Raw genomic sequence first — 17,674 nt, forward strand, 5'->3', positions numbered from 1 at the left:
TCCGCCTGCTGTTCCGCTACCGCACCGTCATGACCGGCGACAAGCTCACCGTCGACCCGCCGCACTGCGCGGTGTGGGGCAACAGCACCCGCCGCTCCCACGCGGAGAACACCACCGACCGCATCCGGCATCTGCGCGTTGCACGCCCCGGACATCTTCTCGATGGACGACTGGGGCTACCCCTCGCTCGTCGGAGGCGGCGAGATCGCCCCCGGGGACGAACCGGCGGTCCGGCGGGCGCTGTTCGACTGCCCCGCCCACGCGATCGTCGACCTGGAGGAGCTCGTCCCGCTGCAGGCGGGCGGAGGGCCAGGCGTCGCCCGCGCGGCACGCTCCGCACCTGCGGCAGGCCCCGCCCTGGGCGGAGCCGAGGACGGCCGTGACGGCTGCCGTAATGCGCGCAGCACTCTTGTCCCATAACAAGATCAGGGGCTAGCTTGAGCCCCAACGATGGGAGCAAATATTAGGTCCCATTGCCCAGGCGGTCCGCCCGTCCCTCCCACTTGTCCCGGAGACCGAGGACGCCCATGTTCACCGTCGACACCATCAGGGGCCTGCACCTCCACCAGGACGCGCCCCTCGCCGCGGCGCTGGCGAAAAAGCTGGCGGACATCGATGCCCGCAGGATCCACTCCACCGACGAACTGGTCCTCCGCAAAGCGGTGTTCGGCCTCCTGGAGATCGTCGCCGAGTTGGAGCAGCGCCTCATAGCCCTCGAAGGGCCGCTAGCGCGGCAGGAGTGGTCCACGCGCCTCGCGACCGCCCTGGGCGAGCGCACGCCGGATCAGGTCCGGCTGGGCGAGTGAGCACGCCCGCCCCTGGAGGCGGTCCCCCCCGAACGAAAGGAGAGTGATCGGCGATGACTCTGACCGATCCCCGGCAGGCCGTCGACATCGAGGCGGCCCTGGCACCGGGCCCGAACGGCGCCGACGTCAACTCCAAGGTCCCCTTCCCCATGGACGGCTGGCTTCGGGTGCCGGCCGAGCGGTACTACTCCCGCGAGTTCTTCGACCTGGAGAAGGAGAAGCTCTGGCCGCGCGTCTGGCAGATGGCCGCGCGGGAGGAGGAGATCCCCCACCCCGGCGACTTCGTCGAGTACGAGATCGTCGGCCAGTCACTGCTGATCGTCCGGCAGCAGGACGGCTCGGTGAAGGCGCTGCACAACGCCTGCCGCCATCGGGCGACCGAGCTGGGCCGAGGCTGCGGACGCTTCCCCGGCGGCCAGATCGTGTGCCCGTTCCACGGCTGGCGGTGGAAGATCGACGGCTCGATCTCCCATGTCTTCGGCCGTGAGGGCTTCGACGAGGAGACCGTGCGCCCCGAGGACATCGCGCTGCGCGAGGCCAGGTGCGAGACCTGGGGCGGCCACGTCTGGATCAACATGGACGCCGACGCCCCACCGCTGCTCGAAGCCCTGTTCCCCGCCGCCCACATCCTCCAGCGCGGCGGCGTCCAGCGGATGCGGGCCAAGTGGTGGAAGGAGACCGTCCTCAACTGCAACTGGAAGCTCGCGCAGGAGGCGTTCTTCGAGGGGTGGCACGTCAAGCAGACCCACCCGCAGCTCTACACCTACAAGGACGCCGCCGACAGCGAGGTCAACCGCCAGAACACCGTCTACACCCCCTTCGTCAACGGCCACGGCAGGTTCCAGAGCGGCGACGCCAAGGAGGGCTACGGCGGCAAGCCCGACTTCCTCCAGGCCGCCAAGCTCAACTGGTCCGGCCAGGACGCGATGACGCTGGAGCGCGACATCACCGTCTTCGAGAGCGTCGCGGGCGGCATGGACACCTCCGACCCGGCCTACGTGGCCAAGGCGATCGACGCGCTCTACGAGTTCTGGGCGGGAGCGGGTATCCCCGCCCCGGAACGCACCCCGGAGGTCCTGAAGCTGTGGGGCGGCGACATCCATCTGTTCCCCAACTACCTGATGCTGCCGATGTACGCCAACGCCCTGTGCTACCGGGTACGGCCCCACAACGACGACCCCGACTGGTGCCGGTTCGAGGTGTGGTCGCTGACCACCTACCCCGAGGGCGAGGACCGGGGGCGACTGGAGCTGTCCGGCCGCTTCGACAAGGACGACGCCGACCACTGGGGGCTCATCCCGCGGCAGGACTTCGCCAACCTGGAGCGGATGCAGCGCGGCATCAGGAACCGGTCGCTCACCGAGATCCGCCTCTCCGAGAAGTGGGAGGTCACCATCGCCAACATGCATCAGGAACTGGACCGCAGGCTCGCGGCCGGCTCCTGAACCGGCCTGCCCGACGAAAGGGAGACGCTCCATGCCCCGGGTCAAGATCCTGCCCTCGGACACCGAGCTGGAGGTCGGCGAAAGCGAGGCGGTGGCCGAGGCAGCGTGGCGCCAGGGCCACGTCTGGCCGACGCAGTGCTGGGGTCAGGCCGACTGCATGACCTGCTTCACCAAGATCGTCGGCGGTGAGCTGTGCGCGTTGCCGGCCGAACAGGACGAGCTGGACGCCACCCGGCAGCGGATGAGCCCGAGGCTGCGCACCAACCCCTTGGTGCGGCTGGCCTGCCGGCTCCGCTGCAAGGGCGATGGCCTCGTCCTGGAGAAGGCGGGATTCCGCCCCGCCGCGGCCGCCTCCGACGGACCGCCTCCCGCCGAGCCCGGGGCATTCGACGCCCCGGTCGACCCAGGAAGAGTGACATGACAGTGACCGAGACCGGAGCGGCCGAGCTGACCAAGCGCCGTCTCACCACCCTCTACGAGACGATGTGCACGGCGGCGGCACTCGACACGCGCCTGCTCAACGGCATCAAACGCGGCGAGTTCGCCACCGTGATCTGGCCCTCGCGCGGGCAGGAGGCCATCCCCGCCGCGCTGGGCCTGGCCCTGCGCACCGACGACCGCCTCATCACCACCTACCGGGGCCTGCACGACCACGTGGCCAAGGGCGTGCCGCTGACCGAGATCATCGGCGAGGTGCTGGGCACCTCCGTCGGTGCCTCCAAGGGCAAGGGCGGAACCATGCACATCTCCGCCCCCGCGCACGGCGTGATGATGACGACCGGCATCGTGGGCTCCGGAGTGCCGGTCGCCGTCGGACTGGCGCTCGCCGCGAAGAAGCAGGGCTCCGACCGCGTCACCGTGGTGACGTTCGGCGACGGCGCCACGAACACCGGCTCCTTCCACGAGGGCGTGAACCTCGCCGCGACCTGGCAGCTGCCCGTGGTCTTCCTCTGCCAGAACAACCTGTACGCGGAGATGACGCCGGTCGAGGAGACCATGGCCGTCCCGCACGTCGCCGACCGTGCGAAGGGCGTCGGCATGCCCGGCGTGACAGTGGACGGCAACGACCCCGTCGCGACCTACCGGGCGATCGCGGAAGCGGTCGACCGGGCCCGCGCCGGCGGCGGACCGACCCTCGTCGAGGCCGTCACCTTCCGGTTCGAAGGCCACTACGCGGGCGACGCGAGCAAGTACATCCCCAAGGAACAGATGGCGCGGATGCGCGCGCACGACCCGATGGTCACCTTCCCGCGCACCCTGCTGGAGCACGGCTTCGACCAGGCCGAGCTCGACGAGATCAAGGCGGCGGCCGAGCGGGCGGTCGACGAGGCCGTACGCACGGTCGTGGCCGCACCGCCGCCGGACCGCGACGAGATCCAACTGGACGTCTATGCCGACGGATTGGTGGTCACCCATGACTGATCAGAACCTGAGCATCCGCGAGGCCGTCAACCAGGCGCTCGACGAGGCCCTGCGCACCGACCCCGGGGTGTTCCTGCTCGGCGAGGACCTCGCCGACCCGGCGGCCGGCGTCAACGCGGTCACCCGCGGACTCGCCACCGCCCACGGCACCGACCGGGTCATGAACACCCCGATCTCCGAGGCCGCGATCATCGGCGCGGCGGTCGGCGCCGCCATGGAGGGCCACCTGCCGGTGGCCGAGATCATGATCATGGACTTCATCGGCATCGCGATGGACCAGATCGTGAACCACGCCGCCAAGCTGCGCTACATGTCCGGCGGCCGCACCACCTGCCCGATCACCGTCCGCACCTCGGTCTTCGCCGGCACCGGGTCGGGCGGCACGCACTCCCAGTCCCTGGAGGCGTGGTTCATGCACGTGCCGGGACTGAAGGTCGTCTACCCGAGCACCCCGGCCGACGCCAAGGGCCTGCTGCTGTCGTCGATCTTCGACCCGGACCCCGTCCTGTTCATGGAGGCGTCACGCCTGTACGGAACCAAGGGCCCGGTGCCGGCGGGCGACGGGTTCCGCGTCCCGATCGGCAAGGCCGACGTCAAACGGCCGGGCAAGGACGTCACAATCGTCACCTACGGGCTGGCGACCGGACAGACGCTGGCCGCGGCGGACATCCTCGCGAAGGAGGGCGTCGACGCCGAGGTCGTGGACCTGCGGACGCTGTTGCCGCTCGACATGGAGACGGTCCTCGCCTCGGTCGCCAGGACCCGGCGCGCCGTCGTCGCCCACACCGCTGTCACGGTGGCGGGGCCGGGCGCCGAGGTCGCCGCGCAGATCTCGCAGAAGCTCTTCCGAGAACTGGCCGAACCCGTCCAGCGGGTCGGTGGCAAATTCACCCCCATCCCCTCCCGAGCGTCCGAGGCCGCCGTGACGCTCAGCACCGAAGACATTGTCGCAGCGGCCCGCAAAACCATGGGAGCAGTGCGTGTCTGATCGAGTGCCGGTGACGATCCCCAAGGTCGCGATGAGCGCCGAGGAAGCCGTCTTCATCGAGTGGCTGGCCGCCGACGGCGCCGGCGTGCAGGAGGGCGAGACGATCTACACGGTGGGGATCGACAAGACGGACGTCGACGTCGAAGCCGTCGCCTCGGGCGTGCTCAGGCACGGTGACGTCGAGCCGAACGAGACCTACCCGGTGGGAACCGAGATCGGCTGCATAGAGACATGAGCACACGCTGGGATCGTTCCTACGATGTCGTCTCCGTCGGCAGCGGCGATGGCCGCCTGGGGGCGGCGCTCGCCGCGCGGGACGCCGGCGGCGACGCCCTGGTCCTGGAGAAGCGCGAACTGCCCGGCGGTTCGACCGCGATGTCCGGCGGAGCCGTCTGGATCCCGAACACCCCCTCATGCAGCGGGACGACTGGCGGACGCCGAGGAGGAGGGCCTGCGCTACTTCGAGTCCACGGTCGGTGACGTCGGCCCGGCCTCGACCGTGGAGCGGCGCAGGGCGTTCATCTCCGAGGACTCCGCGATGACCCGCCTCCTGCTCCGGCTCGGCGTACGGCTGGTGCGCTGCCCGGGGCACGCCGACTACTACTCGGACCGCCCCGGCGGCAACGAGGCCGGCCGCTCGATGGAGCCGCCGCCGTACGACGGCCGCGCGCTGTGGCCGTGGACGGCCAAGGTGCAGCCCGGCATGGCGGCGGGGATCGGCCTGGTCGTGCGGATCTTCAACCGCTCGGTGCGCTCGTTCCTCATCGCCGCCCGGGTGCAGGCGCGCACCATCCTCGCGAAGGTCACCGGACGCAAGCTGCTCACCAACGGCACCGCTCTGGTCGCCCAGTTGGTCAAGGCCGGCGTCGACCGGGGTGTGCCGATGTGGACCGGCGCGGCCTTCGCCGGGTTCGTCGTCGAGGACGGGTGGGTCACCGGGGGCGAGGTGGTGAAGGACGGGAAGCGGCTGCTCGTCGCGGCCCGCAGGGGCGTGGTCGTGGCGGCCGGCGGCTTCGCCCACAGCGAGGCCCTGCGGGAACGGTACGGCGGGGAGCAGGGTCACGGGGGAGTGGTCCTTCGCCAACCCCGGCGACACCGGCGACGCGATCGAGGCCGCCGTCGGGCTCGGCGCCGCCACCGACCTCCTCGACGAGGCGTGGCGGCTGCCTGGCCCGTCGCCCCAGTTCGGCGTCAACACCACGCGGTACGGGTCCTCGCCGTCGGCGAAGCGGTGACCTACCCCGGCTTCACGGGCAGGTTCCTCGGCGCACGCGACCTGGTGCAGGCGGTGGTCTTCGCCTACGACGCCGACCTGGCCCGCCCGCACCGTCACTCTGACCGGGCCCTGGGGGAGCCGTTCGCGTTCCTTGTCGGCAGCCGAGGGCTCAACGCCGTCACCGAACGCTCCTTGGCCGCGGAGAACCACATCCCGGCGCCGTAGGCAAGATCGTGCAGGCGGCCGGACCGTAGCGGACCGGGTCCATCCCGGCGTTCGCGCCGCGGTACTCCAGAGCCACGTCCGCGACCGCCGCGACGGCGGCCGCCCGGCGTACTTGGCGCGGGACGAGGCAGCCGACGGCCGTGACCGGCCACCAGTGCCGGGCCAGCAGCGCCCCGGTCTGGATCAGCGCGGCGACGGCACCATCGGCGGTGAGGCGGGAGTACCGACGGCCGGCGTGCTCGACGCCGTCCGGCTTCCGGGCGACGCGCACCGCCGCCACCCGCCGCTCACCGCACCGACTTCGGGACCGGCGGACCCGGGCCCCGACGTCTTCGGTGCCGACGCGTCACTCGACGACAGGTCGAACCTCGGCACGGCCCACCAACCTGCCGAACCGTCCCGAGGGAGCCTGCGTACGACCCCCGGCACGCCGCTGGGGACCAGTTCGGCCGCGTCCACGGAGTCCGTGGCCTGCGCGTAGCCGACACCTCGATGCCCCCGACGCACCGCGCCGAGGGCCCGCCGCCACCGCCGTGCTCGTCGACGAAGCCGTCGTCGACGCGATCCGGCGCGAGCTGCCCTGAGCGTCCCGTCAGCCGGCCGCAGCCGCCGCGACGCCCAGGAGCGTCGCCCGGACCGCCTCGGCCGTCGGGTCGGAGAGGACGTCGGCCCGACCGGTGTGCGGCAGCACCAGATCGGCGACGGCGCCGACCCGGGCCCGTCGGGGCGCTCCGCCGGGATCGTCGAGCGACGCCAGAAGGGCGCCCAGGGCGGCGGCGGGGCTGATCCGCTCTTCCGGCCCGAGGACGCGCCCGCGCGGTGTCGTGCGGCGCACGGCGGCCGCGCCGACGGCCTACGGGTCGAGCGGCCCGTAGGAGGCGTCGGAGGGCAGCGCCCAGGGGCACGCCCGCGTCGGTGAGGGGTCGGCACCGGTACAGATCGGCGAGATCGGGCCCTGGTGATCGGCACCTCGGGCAGAACCTCACCAAGCACCCCGGCCACTCAAAGGAGCCGGAGGGTGGCCCTCACGTGCGCCTATTCCGCCCACACCCGCCCGGATCGCTGAGATGTCATCAACGGGCCGCGCGCAGGGGACAGACAGCGTCGACGCCTCCGTGTATGGTCAGCCCGGAATTGCACTCAGTGCAAATCAATCCTCCCTCGTCGTGAAGCGGTGAGTGACCATGGCTACACGTCAGTTCGACTACGTCGTCGTAGGGGCGGGCTCGTCCGGGTGCGTGCTGGCCAATCGGCTGAGCGCCGACCCAGGCACCTCGGTGCTGCTCCTCGAAGCGGGCGGAACCGATGCGCACCCCTGCATAGCCATCCCGAAGGGGGTGGCCTTCATCCTCGGCAAGCCCGACTACGCCTGGTACTACCGGACCGAGCCGTTCGGACCGTACGGCCAGAGCGAGACCTGGTTGCGTGGCAAGGTCGTCGGCGGGTCCAGCTCCGTCAACGGCATGGTGTACAACCGCGGTTCACGGGCCGACTTCGACGGCGTGGAGGCCCAGGGCAACCCGGGCTGGGGATGGGACCAGATGCTGCGTGTCTACCGCGCGATGGAGAACCACTCCCTGGGCTCCTCCGGCCTGCGGGGGTCCGGCGGTCCCCTGTCGGTGAGTGTGCGCACCGACACCGAGGCGGTCGACGAACTGTTGATCGAGTCGGCCGCCCGGCTCGGGATGGAGCGGACCCTGGACCTGAACTCCTCGGACGAGGAACGCATCGGTTATGCCCCGGCCACCATCCACCGCCGTAGACGGATGAGCGCCGCCCGCGCGTTCCTGCGGCCGGTCCGCAAGCGCCCGCAGCTCACCCTGCGCACCGGCGTGCAGGTCACGCGTGTGCTGTTCGAGGGGGACCGCGCCTGTGGTGTCGAGGCACTGGTCGACGGCTCACGCGTCACGGTGTCCGCACGCCGAGAGGTGATTCTCAGCAGCGGCTCCATCGCCACCCCCCAGCTGCTGGAGCTTTCCGGTATCGGGGCCCCCGACGTACTCAAGGACGCCGGGGTGGACGTACGGGTCGCCAGCCCCCGCGTGGGGGAGGGCGTACGGGAACACCGCTGCGTCCCGCTCCAGGTGCGGCTCGCCAAGAACATCGGCTACAACCGGCTGCTCTCCTCACGCGCCGGACAGGGGCTGAGTGGTGCCCGCTGGATGCTTACCGGCCGCGGCCCGGTCGGCACTCCCGCCTATGACATGCTCGCCTTCACCAAGACCCGCCCTGAACTGGACCGTCCCGACGCGCAGTTTCTGTTGACGCCCTACACCATGGGGGTCGCCGCGGGTGGCTATGGGGTGGAGAACCGGCCCGGCTTCTCCCTGCTCGGCTTTACCCTGCGCCCGACGAGCGAGGGCTCTGTCCACATCCGCTCCGCCGACGTGCGCAAGCCGCCCCGGATCGTGCCCAATTACTTCAGCACCGCGTACGACAGGGACACCTCCGTCGCCCTGTTCCGCAGGATGCGCGCCCTGGTGGAGCAGTCACCCATCGCCGACCTGGTCTCCACCGAGATCATCCCCGGCCGGATGGTCGAGGACGACGAAGAGATTCTCAGGGCGGGCTTCTTCCACGGCGGTACCGGCTACCACGCCAGCGGCTCCGTGGGGATGGGGCCCACGGACGAGTACCCCGTCGACCCCCGGCTGCGTGTGCGCGGAGTGGAGGGGCTGCGCGTGGTGGACGTCTCGGTCTTCCCCGCCATGGTCTCCGGGAACCTCAACGCGCCTGCCATGGCCGCGGCCTGGCGTGCCGCTGAGTACATCCGCGAGGACAACAGCTGACCGGTCAGGGGTGAGGAACATGCACGAGGAGCGCTGGCAGGAGGGGCTGCGGTGGATGGACGTCGTGTACGGCGACGGCTTCTCCGCCCACCACGGGGACGCCGCATCGGCACCGCCGTTCCTGGAAGCCACCGTGGAGCGCCTGTTCGCCGAGGTCTGGTCACGGCCCGGCCTGTCGGTACGCGACCGCAGGTTGCTCGTGGTCGGCGCGACGGCCGCGCTGGGCCGGCCGGAGCTGCTGCGCGTACAGCTCCTGGGAGGGCTGCGCCGCGGTGAATTCGACGCTGACCAACTCCAGGAGATGGTGCTCCAGTTGGCCTACTACGTCGGCTGGGGCAAGGCGACCCTGGTGAGCGCGGCCGTCCAGGGTGCGCTCACCGACTTCGCGGACGACGGCCCCACGCCGGGCCCGGCCTCCGCGGACGCCACGAAATCGACCCGGAAGGACGAGGACGAATGAGCACCATCGAACCGTCGCATACCGGACCGCTCGCCGGGGACCGCCGGCTGTACATCGACGGTCAGCTGGTCGACGCCGCCGACAAGGGCCTCATGGAGGTGATCGACCCGAGTACCGAACGGCCCGCGGGCGAGGCGGCGGATGCCACCGCCGAGGACATGGACCGGGCGGTCGCCGCCGCGCGGCGCTCCTTCGACGAGGGGGTGTGGGCCAGGGACCCGCAGCTGCGCCACCGCTGCCTGATGCAGCTGCACGAGGCCCTTGCCGCCGAGCGGGAACGGCTGCGACGCGTGGTCGTGACCGAGGCCGGCAGTCCGATCAGGCTCACCGACGGTGTACAGCTCCAGCAGCCGATCGACGAGGCCCGGTACTGGGCGGAGATGGCCCGGGACTTCCCGTACGAGCAGGAGTGGTCCGACCACGTCTCCAACGGCAGGCCCAGCGGCCGCCGAGTCCACTACGAGCCGGTGGGCGTGGTGGGTGCCATCACCCCGTGGAACTACCCGCTCTACCTGGACGTGGCGGAGTCCGTCCCGGCCCTGGCCGCCGGCAACTCGGTGGTGCTGAAGCCGGCTCCGGACACCCCCTGGAGCGGCCTGGAGCTCGGCCGGATCATCGCCGAGCGGACGGACATCCCGCCCGGCGTCTTCAACGTCGTCACGACGGGTTCCGTGGCCGTTTCGGAGCTCCTCACCACTGACCCGCGGGTCGACATGATCACGTTCACCGGCTCCACCGCCACGGGCAAGAGGGTGCTCGCCGCCAGTGCGGCCACCGTGAAGCGGTGCTTCATGGAGCTCGGCGGCAAGTCGGCGCACATCGTCCTCGACGACGCCGACCTCACCAAGGTGCTGCCCCGGACCTCGGCGGTGTGCTCGCACTCGGGCCAGGGCTGCACCCTCTCCACCCGTCTGCTGGTGCCGCGCAACCGCTACGACGCGTCGCTGGCCATTCTGGAGCAGGTCTTCCAGCGGATCCCTGTCGGCGACGCCTGGGACCCGGCGACCCTGCACGGCCCGCAGATCAACGAGGCCCAGATGACCAAGGTGCTGACCATGGTCGAGGAGGGTGTCGCGAGCGGCGCCCGGCTCGTGACGGGCGGCAAGCGCATCGACCGTACGGGCTACTACGTCGAGCCGACCGTGCTGGCCGACGTCGACCCCGGCTCGCGCATCGGCCAGGAGGAGGTCTTCGGCCCCGTCCTGTGCGTGCTGCCCTACGACAGCGAGGACGAGGCCGTCGCCATCGCCAACGGCACCCCGTACGGCCTCGCCGGCGAGGTCAGCTCCGGCTCCGACGAGCGGGCACTCGCGGTGGCACGGCGCCTGCGGGCGGGCAACGTCGGCGTCAACGGCGGCGGCTACTTCGGCGTCTCCACCCCGCTGGGCGGCTACGGGCAGAGCGGCAACGGGCGGCGCAACGGGGAAGAGGGCTTCCGCGAGTACATGGAGCTGAAGGCCATCGGAATGCCCAAGCGCTGAGCACCGCCCGCCCCGTTCCCGCCTTGCCCCCCGATCGGGGACGGGGCGGGGACGGTTCTCGCCGCCCGCACACTCCCCGTAGGCTGAAGGCGTGACGGAACCAGGCGCCGTGAAGACAGCCCGCTGGAGGGAGATCCGGCGGGCCGCACTCGATCTGTTCGAGGACCACGGGTTCGCCGGGGTCTCCGTCGACGAGATAGCCGAGGCGGCCGGAGTCTCCCGGCGTACCTTCTTCAACTACTTCGACTCCAAGGCGGCAGCGGTCTTCGACCCCGATCCCGAGGAGAGACGGGGCCTGACGCGGCTGCTCGGATCCGCTCCGCGGACGGACGACGGGTGGACGGTGCTGACCACCTCGGTCCGGGACTACGTGCTGTCCCAGGGCCCGGTGGTCAGGGCCCGGCGCCTTCTCATCCGCAGAGACCCCGCACTGGAGCGCTCTCACCACATGGCCAACACCCACTTCGGCACCGCGATCAGGCAGTGGCTGGCCGAACAGGCCGTGGAACCCTACCGAGCGCGCATCATCAGCTCCGTCGCCCTCGCCGTAGTGCGGGAGGCGTTCCTCGCCTGGGAACCGGAAGACGGGATGGAGGCCTTCGCCGGACTGATGGACGAGGGGTTCCGTGCCGCGGTGGGGCTGAGCTTCCCCGTGGCCGGCGCCGGGTGCGCATCCCCCTCGCGCCCGGTCCGAGGCGCCACCGTGGCTCGGACCGCCTGACGCGTTCGGCGCCCCCCGGGACGGCACCGTCTGAGGCGAAGGAGCGTGCCCGGACCGGCGCGGCGGCCCGGCGGCGCACCCTTCCCGCCGCCGGACCCGCTCCGCGGACGCACGTACCGACGCCTCCTTCGACGGCGGGGCGTCGGTACGTGCGGTGCAGGGGCCGCCTCCTTTGCGCCCGCCCGTGCGCCGGTACGGCAGGGGAGGGAACCTCAGGCCCTTACATCCCGTCCGACGCAAGCCGCTCCGGCACGCCGTCCGGAGAAGACACCGTCTGCCAGGGACAGACCGCTGACGTAGTTGTTGGTGCAGATGCCCACGGCCGTCCGGCCGGCGGCGTAGAGCCCGGGCACACCGGAGTCCGTCTCGGTCAGCACCTGCCCGGTGCGCTCGTCCACCCGCAACCCGCCCAGGGTCAGGCACGGCGTGGAGTACAGCGGGTTCGTCGCCTGCACCGACACGTCGATGCCGTAGAACGGCCCCTTCTCGATGGGGGAGGAGACGTCCGGCATCTTGTGGGCCGGGTCGCCGTCACCGGCGAGGCCCTTGTTGTACGCCTCCACAGTCTCGGCCACGGCGGACTCGGGCAGACCGAACATCTTCGCGAGGTCCCGCACCGACGACGCCTTCTTCGCACCCTTGTGGAAGAAGTAGGTCATCTGCCCCCGCTGGAAGAGCTGGGTCTGGGTGCTCACCTGCGACTTGGCCTTCTCGAACTGCCGTGAGTCGAGGATGAGGAAGCCCTTGCCCTCATGGTCGGTGATCATGTGGTGGGCCAGGGTGGCGCCGTAGAGGTCCTCGTTGGCGACGCGGGTGCCGCGTGGGCCCACCACGATGCCCTCGATGAAGCCGCTGGGCGGGGAGATGAAGCGCCAGGCCGACATCTTCTCCATGTGCGCCGTCGTCCCACCCGCGTCCACTCCGAGCCGGATGCCCGTGCCGTCGTCACCGATGGTGCCGAGCGGAGTGGTGTCGGCGTAGGCGCCGACGGCGTACCGGTCCTTCATCTCCTTGTTGTAGACGAAGCCGCCCGCCGCCAGGATGACCGAGCCGGCGTGGACCTCGGCCGGACGGGCCTTCCGCTCCCACCGTCCGGTGAGGTAGGCGTTGAGCCGCTTGCCGATCGCCGGGGCCCAGTTGCCGAGCTTGCCTCCCAGCCGCCACAGCGAGACGGTCAGCTTGCGGGAGAGCGCGCCCCGGGTGGCGGTGCGGTAGCGCAGACCGGTCACCGCCCCGTTCGTGATGATGAGGTCGTCCACCTTGCTCTGCGGCCTGAAGTCGACGTGCTTGCTCGCGGCCGACTTCAGCAGGGTGTCCATCAGGACCTTGCCGGAGCTGAGCGCGGTGGCCACCACCCGGTGTCCGCGGGGCGCGGGCTTGGCGTGCTGGTTGTACGGCCACGCCTTCTCGTTGCCCGAGTAGTACAGGTAGTGGGCGTCGGTCGGGTACGACGTCTTGTAGGTGCACAGTGTGCCTCTGAACCGCGCGCCGTTGGACTCCAGCCAGCGGATGTTGCCGGCGCTCTGCTCGGCGAAGCGGCGGACGGTGTCGTCCGACACCAGGCCGTCCACCTCCTGCCTGATGTACTTGTACATCTCCTCCGGTGAGTCCTCGACTCCGGCCTCGCGCTGCTGGGCCGTGCCCCCTCCGCCGTAGACGACGCCGCCGGAGAGGCTGGAGGCGCCACCGCCCCAGCCCAGGTCGAGGAGGAGTACTTTCGCCCCGTGGTCGGCGGCCTCGATCGCGGCGCACGTTCCCGCTATGCCGGCGCCGACCACGACGACGTCGAACTGTTCCACTGCACTCATGGGGGTCCTGCTTCCTGTCACACGGTGCCGAGATGGCCGGCGAGTTCGGTCTCGAAGGGTGCCGACCGCAACTGGTGGACGATCGCGGAGAGGAAACGGCCCGCGTCCGCTCCGTCGATCAGCCGGTGGTCGTAGGTCAGGGGGAGCGAGCACACCGAGCGGATCGCCAGGTTCTCCGTACCGTCCTCGTCGGTGACCACACGGGGACGCCTGGTCACGGCTCCGGTGCCCAGGATGGCCACTTCCGGCTGGTTGAGGATCGGTGTGTCGGTCAGCGATCCCGCGCTCCCGATGTTGGTCAGGGTGAGGGTGGATCCGCTCAATTCGTCCATGCTGATGGACCCGTCCCGGACACGGGCGGCCAGATCGGCGATGCGGACGGCGAGTTCGGGCACGGTGAGCTCATCGGCGTCCCGTATCACGGGCACCATGAGCCCCCCGGGGCCGTCCACGGCCACGCCGAGGTGGACCTTCTCGTGGTAGGTCACCGACTCGCCCGACGGGTCGATGGAGGCGTTGAAGGAGGGGAACTCCCTGGCCGCCGCCACCAGGGCCCGCGCGAAGAAGGGCAGGAATGTCAGCGACGCCCCCTCCTTGGCGCGGAAACTCTCCTTGGCCCGCTTCCGAAGCGTCGCGATCGCGGTGACGTCGGCCTCCTGTACGGCGGTCAACTGGGCGGAGACCTGCAGCGACTCGGTCATCCGCGCCGCGATGATCTTCCGCACCCGGGACAGACGCACGGTGGAGCCGGGCTGCGGGGGACGCGCCTGACGTATCCCGCCGCGGGGGGTGCTCGTGCTCATCGTCAACGCACCCCCGTTCTAGGCGATCTCGGCGACGACGGTACCGACGGGGTAGGTCTCGCCCTCGGCGCCCTTCAGGGTGATAGTGCCGCCCGCCGGCGACTCGATCTCCGTCTCGGTCTTGTCGGTGCCCAGGAGGTAGATGACCTCGCCCTCGGAGACCTGCGCCCCGTCGGCGACGAGCCACTCCACCAGCACGCCGCTCTCCATGGTCACTCCGAGCTGCGGAACGCTGACCTCAACTGCCATGACCTGCTTGCCTCGTCTCTGTGATGTGATGGCTCGCCGCCCGAGGCGTCGGGCGGCGAGCCGGTGGTACGGGTGTCCTCGTCCGTCAGTCGGAGAGGGGCTGCTCGGGCAGCGGATAGCGGCTGGTCACGTCGAGCAAGGGCTGAAGGTCTCCGCTGCGCGGATAGCCCTCCAACTGCTCACGGGAGCGGCGGACGGCCAGCGTGCGCCACATCTCCCAGTCGTCGGGGAAGGTCACCCGGGTGGGCGCCCCGGCATCGCCGAACTCCGCCCTGGCCGACGGCGCCGACAAGGTCAGACAACCGCTCTGCACGAGCTTGAGGCCGCCGACCCAGGCGACGGTCGCGCTCAGCGCCTGATGCAGGCCGAGGGAGTGGTCGACGAACGTCCCGCCGAGCGCCGCCCGGAGGTCGTGCTCGTGGGTGACCAGGTCCACCACCAGCGCTCCCGCCGGCCGGCCGCTCATCACCGCTTCGAGTTCAGGCACCAGGTCGGCGAACTCCTCGGCGACCTCGGCCGTCGAGTGCCTCACGCGCTGGGCGATCTCCCGGTCGATCCACTGCTGGTGATCGCCACCGTCGATGGGGCGGGGGCTCGCGACCCTCCGGCACACGCTGGTGACGTGGGCCAGCAGATCGTGTCCGCTCCAGGCCGGGCACGCAGCGACGCGTACCTCCTTGAGCCGGTCGCCCAGGGTGCCGGCCAGCCCCACGATCCGTTCCGCCGAGGCCACGTAGGCCGCAAGCATGGCCGTGTCGTCGGGGGGTACCGCCCCGGTCGTGCTCATCTCGTCGCTCATCCGCACTCGTCCTTCTGCGTGTCGCGTCGTCCCGCCAGGGCGTCAGAAGAGGGACGTGACGGCCGCCTCGATCCGGCCCTCATGCGGCATGTACTCCGCTTCGAGGTTGCTCGCGTAGGGCACGGGGGTCTCCGGGGCACCCACCCGGCGGATCGGTCCGGAGAGCTCGCCGTAGAGCTCCTCGCCGATGTCCGCGGCCAGTTCCGCGCCGAACCCGCCCCGCCGGACCGCCTCGTGGACGATGACCACCCGCTTCGTGCGGCCCACGGACTCCATGATCGCGTCGCGGTCCAGCGGCGTGAGCGTGCGCAGGTCCAGAACCTCGGCGTCGATGCCCTGGCCCGCCAGCCGGTCGGCGACCTTGGCGCAGTCATGGACCTGCCGGCCCCAGCTGACCAGTGTGACGTCGCGGCCGGCGCGCACCGTTCGGGCCTTGCCCAGGGGGACCCGGTGATCACCCTCGGGGACGTGGTCCTTGGCCGTGTAGTACAGCCGGCTCATCTCCACGAAGACCACCGGGTCGTCGTCGAAGATGGACGACAGCAGCAGGCCCTTGGCGTCGGCGGCCGTGGACGGGACGACGACCTTCAGGCCCGGAGTATGGGCCAGGGGGCCCTCCAGCATGTCGGAGTGCTGGGCGCCGAAGCCGCCGCCGGCGCCGGTGGTGGTGCGCACCACGAGAGGGACGTGGGTCTGGCCGCCGGACATGTAGCGCAGCTTGGCGGCGTGGTTGACCAGCTGGTCGGCGCAGACCGACAAAAAGTTCATCAGCATGATCTCGGCGACCGGCCGCATCCCGGTCATGGCGGCGCCGATGGCCGCGCCCATGATGGCCTGTTCGGAGATCGGAGTGGGGCGCACCCGCTCCAGTCCGTACTTCGTCGACAGTCCCCGGTGCAGGCCGAACCCGCCGCCGGTCGGGTCATGGATGTCCTCACCGAGTTCGAAGACCGTCTCGTCCTGGGCCATCGCGATGTCCAGGGCTTCGCCGAGGGCCTGGGACATGCCGAGGACTCGCTGATTCTCGGCCGCGGCCGCCCGGGCGGCGGGCGCGCTCTGCGTGGTCATCGGTGAGCCTCATTTCGGTAGACGTCCGTGTGCAGTTCCGCGAGGTCCGGCTGGGGTGAGTCGAGGGCGAACGCGAAGGCGTCCTCGATCTCCGCGTCGATCTCCCTCTCGATGGCCTCCACCTCGGCCGGGACGGCGTGCCCCTCGTCGATGAGGCGCTTGCGCAGCAGGGCCACCGGGTCGCGGTCCTTGGCCTGCTTGAGCTCCTCCTTCGGCATGTACTTCATGGAGTCGCCGAAGTAGTGGCCGAAGAAGCGGTAGGTGGTGGCCTCGATGAGCGTGGGGCCCTCGCCGGCGCGGGCGGCGTTCACGGCGGCCTCGGCCGCCGGATACATCGCCTCCGGATCGTTGCCGTCGACGTGGAGGGAGCGCATGGAGTAGGCGGCGCCCCGGTCGGCGATGCGCTCCACGGAGGTGCCTGTGGCGTAACTGGTGTACTCCGCCCATCGGTTGTTCTGGCAGACGAAGACGACCGGAAGGTTCCACACCGAGGCGAGGTTGAGCGCCTCGTGGAACGCGCCGATATTGGAGGCGCCGTCGCCGAAGTTCACCACCGTGACCTGGTCGGTGCCGCGCATCTTGGCGGACAGGGCGACCCCGACGCCGATGGGCAGCCCGGAGCCGACCACGCCGGTCGTCACGAGGAGCCCGGAGTCCGGGTGCGTCACGTGCATGGGGCCGCCCTTGCCCTTGCAGGTGCCGGTCGCGCGCCCGAGGAACTCGGCGGTGAGTTCACGCAGTGGCACGCCCTTGGCGATCTGGTCGTGGACGCCGCGGTAGATGGTCAGTACCTGGTCGTCCGACCGCAGCAGAGGGGCGAAGGAGGCCGGGATGATCTCCTGGCCTCGGGGGGAGTAGTACATACCGCCCGCCTTGCCGCTCTGCTTGAGGGAGCGGAACCTGTCGTCGTACCTGGCGGCCTTGGCCGCGACGGCGTAGATCTCGCGGAGGATCTCGGGCGCCACCTTGGCGGTGGCAGCCGGGGGTGCTGTGGTCACGGTGGTGTCCGTTCTCTGTTCATGGGCGACGGAAGGGGCCGGCTCCGTCACGAGGTGTCGGCGGTGTCGTTGGCTACGGGTCTGACACCGGGCTTGCGGATGACGACGTCGCCCGAGATCTCGGCCTGACAAGCCAACCGGACCCGCAGGGGGTCGGCGCGCCGGACCCGTCGGCCGAGATCACCGAGCATCGCCGTCTCGGCCTCGGTGTGCGGCGAGAGGTGCTCCAGGCCGTCGACGACCTCGCACCGGCAGGCGACACACTGACCGAGGCCGTAGCAGAGCGTGGGCCATTCGTACCCTTCGCGCCACGCGGCGTCGATCAGCGTCTCGCCGGAGCGAACGGTGACCCAGGTACCGGAGGGTTCCACCGTCATCCGGTGTTCCGTGCCCGGC

Annotated in this window: 22 protein-coding genes; 14 read left to right on the forward strand and 8 right to left on the reverse strand. The window is 70.7% G+C overall.

Going from position 1 to position 17,674, the window contains the following annotated elements:
* Nucleotides 1-129: 129 nt before the first annotated feature.
* From AB0927_RS19995 to AB0927_RS20040, 10 genes are all read left to right on the forward strand, one after another.
* Nucleotides 130-420, forward strand: a complete 291-nt coding sequence (locus AB0927_RS19995; RefSeq protein WP_366669018.1) for a ferredoxin — start codon at nt 130-132, stop codon at nt 418-420.
* A 107-nt stretch (nt 421-527) separates the two neighbouring features.
* Nucleotides 528-806, forward strand: a complete 279-nt coding sequence (locus AB0927_RS20000; protein WP_366668963.1) for a hypothetical protein — start codon at nt 528-530, stop codon at nt 804-806.
* 53 nt (nt 807-859) lie between these two features.
* Entirely contained in the window at nt 860-2,251 is a 1,392-nt protein-coding gene (locus tag AB0927_RS20005) for an aromatic ring-hydroxylating dioxygenase subunit alpha (RefSeq protein ID WP_366668964.1), read from the forward strand.
* A 31-nt stretch (nt 2,252-2,282) separates the two neighbouring features.
* The gene (locus AB0927_RS20010; RefSeq protein ID WP_366668965.1) at nt 2,283-2,672 is read left to right on the forward strand and encodes a 2Fe-2S iron-sulfur cluster-binding protein; all 390 of its coding nucleotides are present in this window, start codon (nt 2,283-2,285) and stop codon (nt 2,670-2,672) included.
* On the forward strand, nt 2,669-3,673 hold the full coding sequence (locus AB0927_RS20015) for a thiamine pyrophosphate-dependent dehydrogenase E1 component subunit alpha (protein WP_366668966.1): 1,005 nt from the start codon (nt 2,669-2,671) through the stop codon (nt 3,671-3,673). The genes AB0927_RS20010 and AB0927_RS20015 overlap by 4 nt, the downstream gene beginning before the upstream one ends.
* Nucleotides 3,666-4,661 (forward strand): alpha-ketoacid dehydrogenase subunit beta, encoded by a 996-nt coding sequence (locus AB0927_RS20020; protein WP_366668967.1) that lies wholly within the window; start codon nt 3,666-3,668, stop codon nt 4,659-4,661. Before AB0927_RS20015 ends, AB0927_RS20020 begins: the two co-directional genes overlap by 8 nt.
* A complete protein-coding gene (locus AB0927_RS20025; RefSeq protein WP_366668969.1) occupies nt 4,654-4,896 on the forward strand; it encodes a lipoyl domain-containing protein in 243 nt (80 codons plus the stop codon). Before AB0927_RS20020 ends, AB0927_RS20025 begins: the two co-directional genes overlap by 8 nt.
* Entirely contained in the window at nt 4,893-5,141 is a 249-nt protein-coding gene (locus AB0927_RS20030) for an FAD-binding protein (RefSeq protein WP_366668970.1), read from the forward strand. The genes AB0927_RS20025 and AB0927_RS20030 overlap by 4 nt, the downstream gene beginning before the upstream one ends.
* Nucleotides 5,113-6,102: an FAD-binding protein gene (locus AB0927_RS20035; RefSeq protein WP_366669019.1), complete on the forward strand. Its 990-nt coding sequence runs from the start codon at nt 5,113-5,115 to the stop codon at nt 6,100-6,102. Before AB0927_RS20030 ends, AB0927_RS20035 begins: the two co-directional genes overlap by 29 nt.
* 154 nt (nt 6,103-6,256) lie before the next feature.
* Entirely contained in the window at nt 6,257-6,583 is a 327-nt protein-coding gene (locus tag AB0927_RS20040; protein WP_366668971.1) for a hypothetical protein, read from the forward strand.
* A 111-nt stretch (nt 6,584-6,694) separates the two neighbouring features.
* Here AB0927_RS20040 and AB0927_RS20045 read toward each other — a convergent pair whose 3' ends face one another.
* Nucleotides 6,695-6,937: a hypothetical protein gene (locus tag AB0927_RS20045; RefSeq protein ID WP_366668972.1), complete on the reverse strand. Its 243-nt coding sequence runs from the start codon at nt 6,935-6,937 to the stop codon at nt 6,695-6,697.
* Between the two features lie 349 nt (nt 6,938-7,286).
* Here AB0927_RS20045 and AB0927_RS20050 point away from each other — a divergent pair, with 349 nt between their 5' ends.
* From AB0927_RS20050 to AB0927_RS20065, 4 genes are all read left to right on the forward strand, one after another.
* The gene (locus AB0927_RS20050) at nt 7,287-8,891 is read left to right on the forward strand and encodes a GMC family oxidoreductase N-terminal domain-containing protein (RefSeq protein WP_366668973.1); all 1,605 of its coding nucleotides are present in this window, start codon (nt 7,287-7,289) and stop codon (nt 8,889-8,891) included.
* Between the two features lie 19 nt (nt 8,892-8,910).
* Nucleotides 8,911-9,351, forward strand: coding sequence for a carboxymuconolactone decarboxylase family protein (locus AB0927_RS20055; protein ID WP_366668974.1), 441 nt, complete (start codon nt 8,911-8,913; stop codon nt 9,349-9,351).
* Nucleotides 9,348-10,832, forward strand: a complete 1,485-nt coding sequence (locus AB0927_RS20060) for an aldehyde dehydrogenase family protein (RefSeq protein WP_366668975.1) — start codon at nt 9,348-9,350, stop codon at nt 10,830-10,832. Before AB0927_RS20055 ends, AB0927_RS20060 begins: the two co-directional genes overlap by 4 nt.
* Nucleotides 10,833-10,923: 91 nt before the next feature.
* Entirely contained in the window at nt 10,924-11,553 is a 630-nt protein-coding gene (locus tag AB0927_RS20065; RefSeq protein WP_366668976.1) for a helix-turn-helix domain-containing protein, read from the forward strand.
* 212 nt (nt 11,554-11,765) lie between these two features.
* Here AB0927_RS20065 and AB0927_RS20070 read toward each other — a convergent pair whose 3' ends face one another.
* The 7 genes from AB0927_RS20070 to AB0927_RS20100 form a co-directional block, all read right to left on the reverse strand.
* Nucleotides 11,766-13,361: an FAD-binding protein gene (locus AB0927_RS20070; protein WP_366668977.1), complete on the reverse strand. Its 1,596-nt coding sequence runs from the start codon at nt 13,359-13,361 to the stop codon at nt 11,766-11,768.
* A gap of 17 nt (nt 13,362-13,378) precedes the next feature.
* Entirely contained in the window at nt 13,379-14,164 is a 786-nt protein-coding gene (locus AB0927_RS20075) for a 2-oxo acid dehydrogenase subunit E2 (RefSeq protein WP_366668978.1), read from the reverse strand.
* Between the two features lie 18 nt (nt 14,165-14,182).
* Nucleotides 14,183-14,413 (reverse strand): biotin/lipoyl-containing protein, encoded by a 231-nt coding sequence (locus AB0927_RS20080; protein ID WP_366668979.1) that lies wholly within the window; start codon nt 14,411-14,413, stop codon nt 14,183-14,185.
* Nucleotides 14,414-14,498: 85 nt separating this feature from the next.
* Nucleotides 14,499-15,212 (reverse strand): hypothetical protein, encoded by a 714-nt coding sequence (locus AB0927_RS20085; protein WP_366668980.1) that lies wholly within the window; start codon nt 15,210-15,212, stop codon nt 14,499-14,501.
* A 42-nt stretch (nt 15,213-15,254) separates the two neighbouring features.
* Nucleotides 15,255-16,280 carry a transketolase C-terminal domain-containing protein gene (locus tag AB0927_RS20090; protein WP_366668981.1) on the reverse strand — a complete coding sequence of 342 codons (1,026 nt, stop codon included), beginning with the start codon at nt 16,278-16,280 and terminating at the stop codon, nt 15,255-15,257.
* Nucleotides 16,277-17,278, reverse strand: a complete 1,002-nt coding sequence (locus tag AB0927_RS20095; RefSeq protein WP_366668982.1) for a thiamine pyrophosphate-dependent dehydrogenase E1 component subunit alpha — start codon at nt 17,276-17,278, stop codon at nt 16,277-16,279. Before AB0927_RS20095 ends, AB0927_RS20090 begins: the two co-directional genes overlap by 4 nt.
* Before the next feature lie 47 nt (nt 17,279-17,325).
* Nucleotides 17,326-17,655 carry a 2Fe-2S iron-sulfur cluster-binding protein gene (locus AB0927_RS20100; RefSeq protein WP_366668983.1) on the reverse strand — a complete coding sequence of 110 codons (330 nt, stop codon included), beginning with the start codon at nt 17,653-17,655 and terminating at the stop codon, nt 17,326-17,328.
* Nucleotides 17,656-17,674: the final 19 nt, after the last annotated feature.

This window comes from Streptomyces sp. NPDC048106 (assembly GCF_040706415.1).
Lineage (GTDB): Bacteria > Actinomycetota > Actinomycetes > Streptomycetales > Streptomycetaceae > Streptomyces.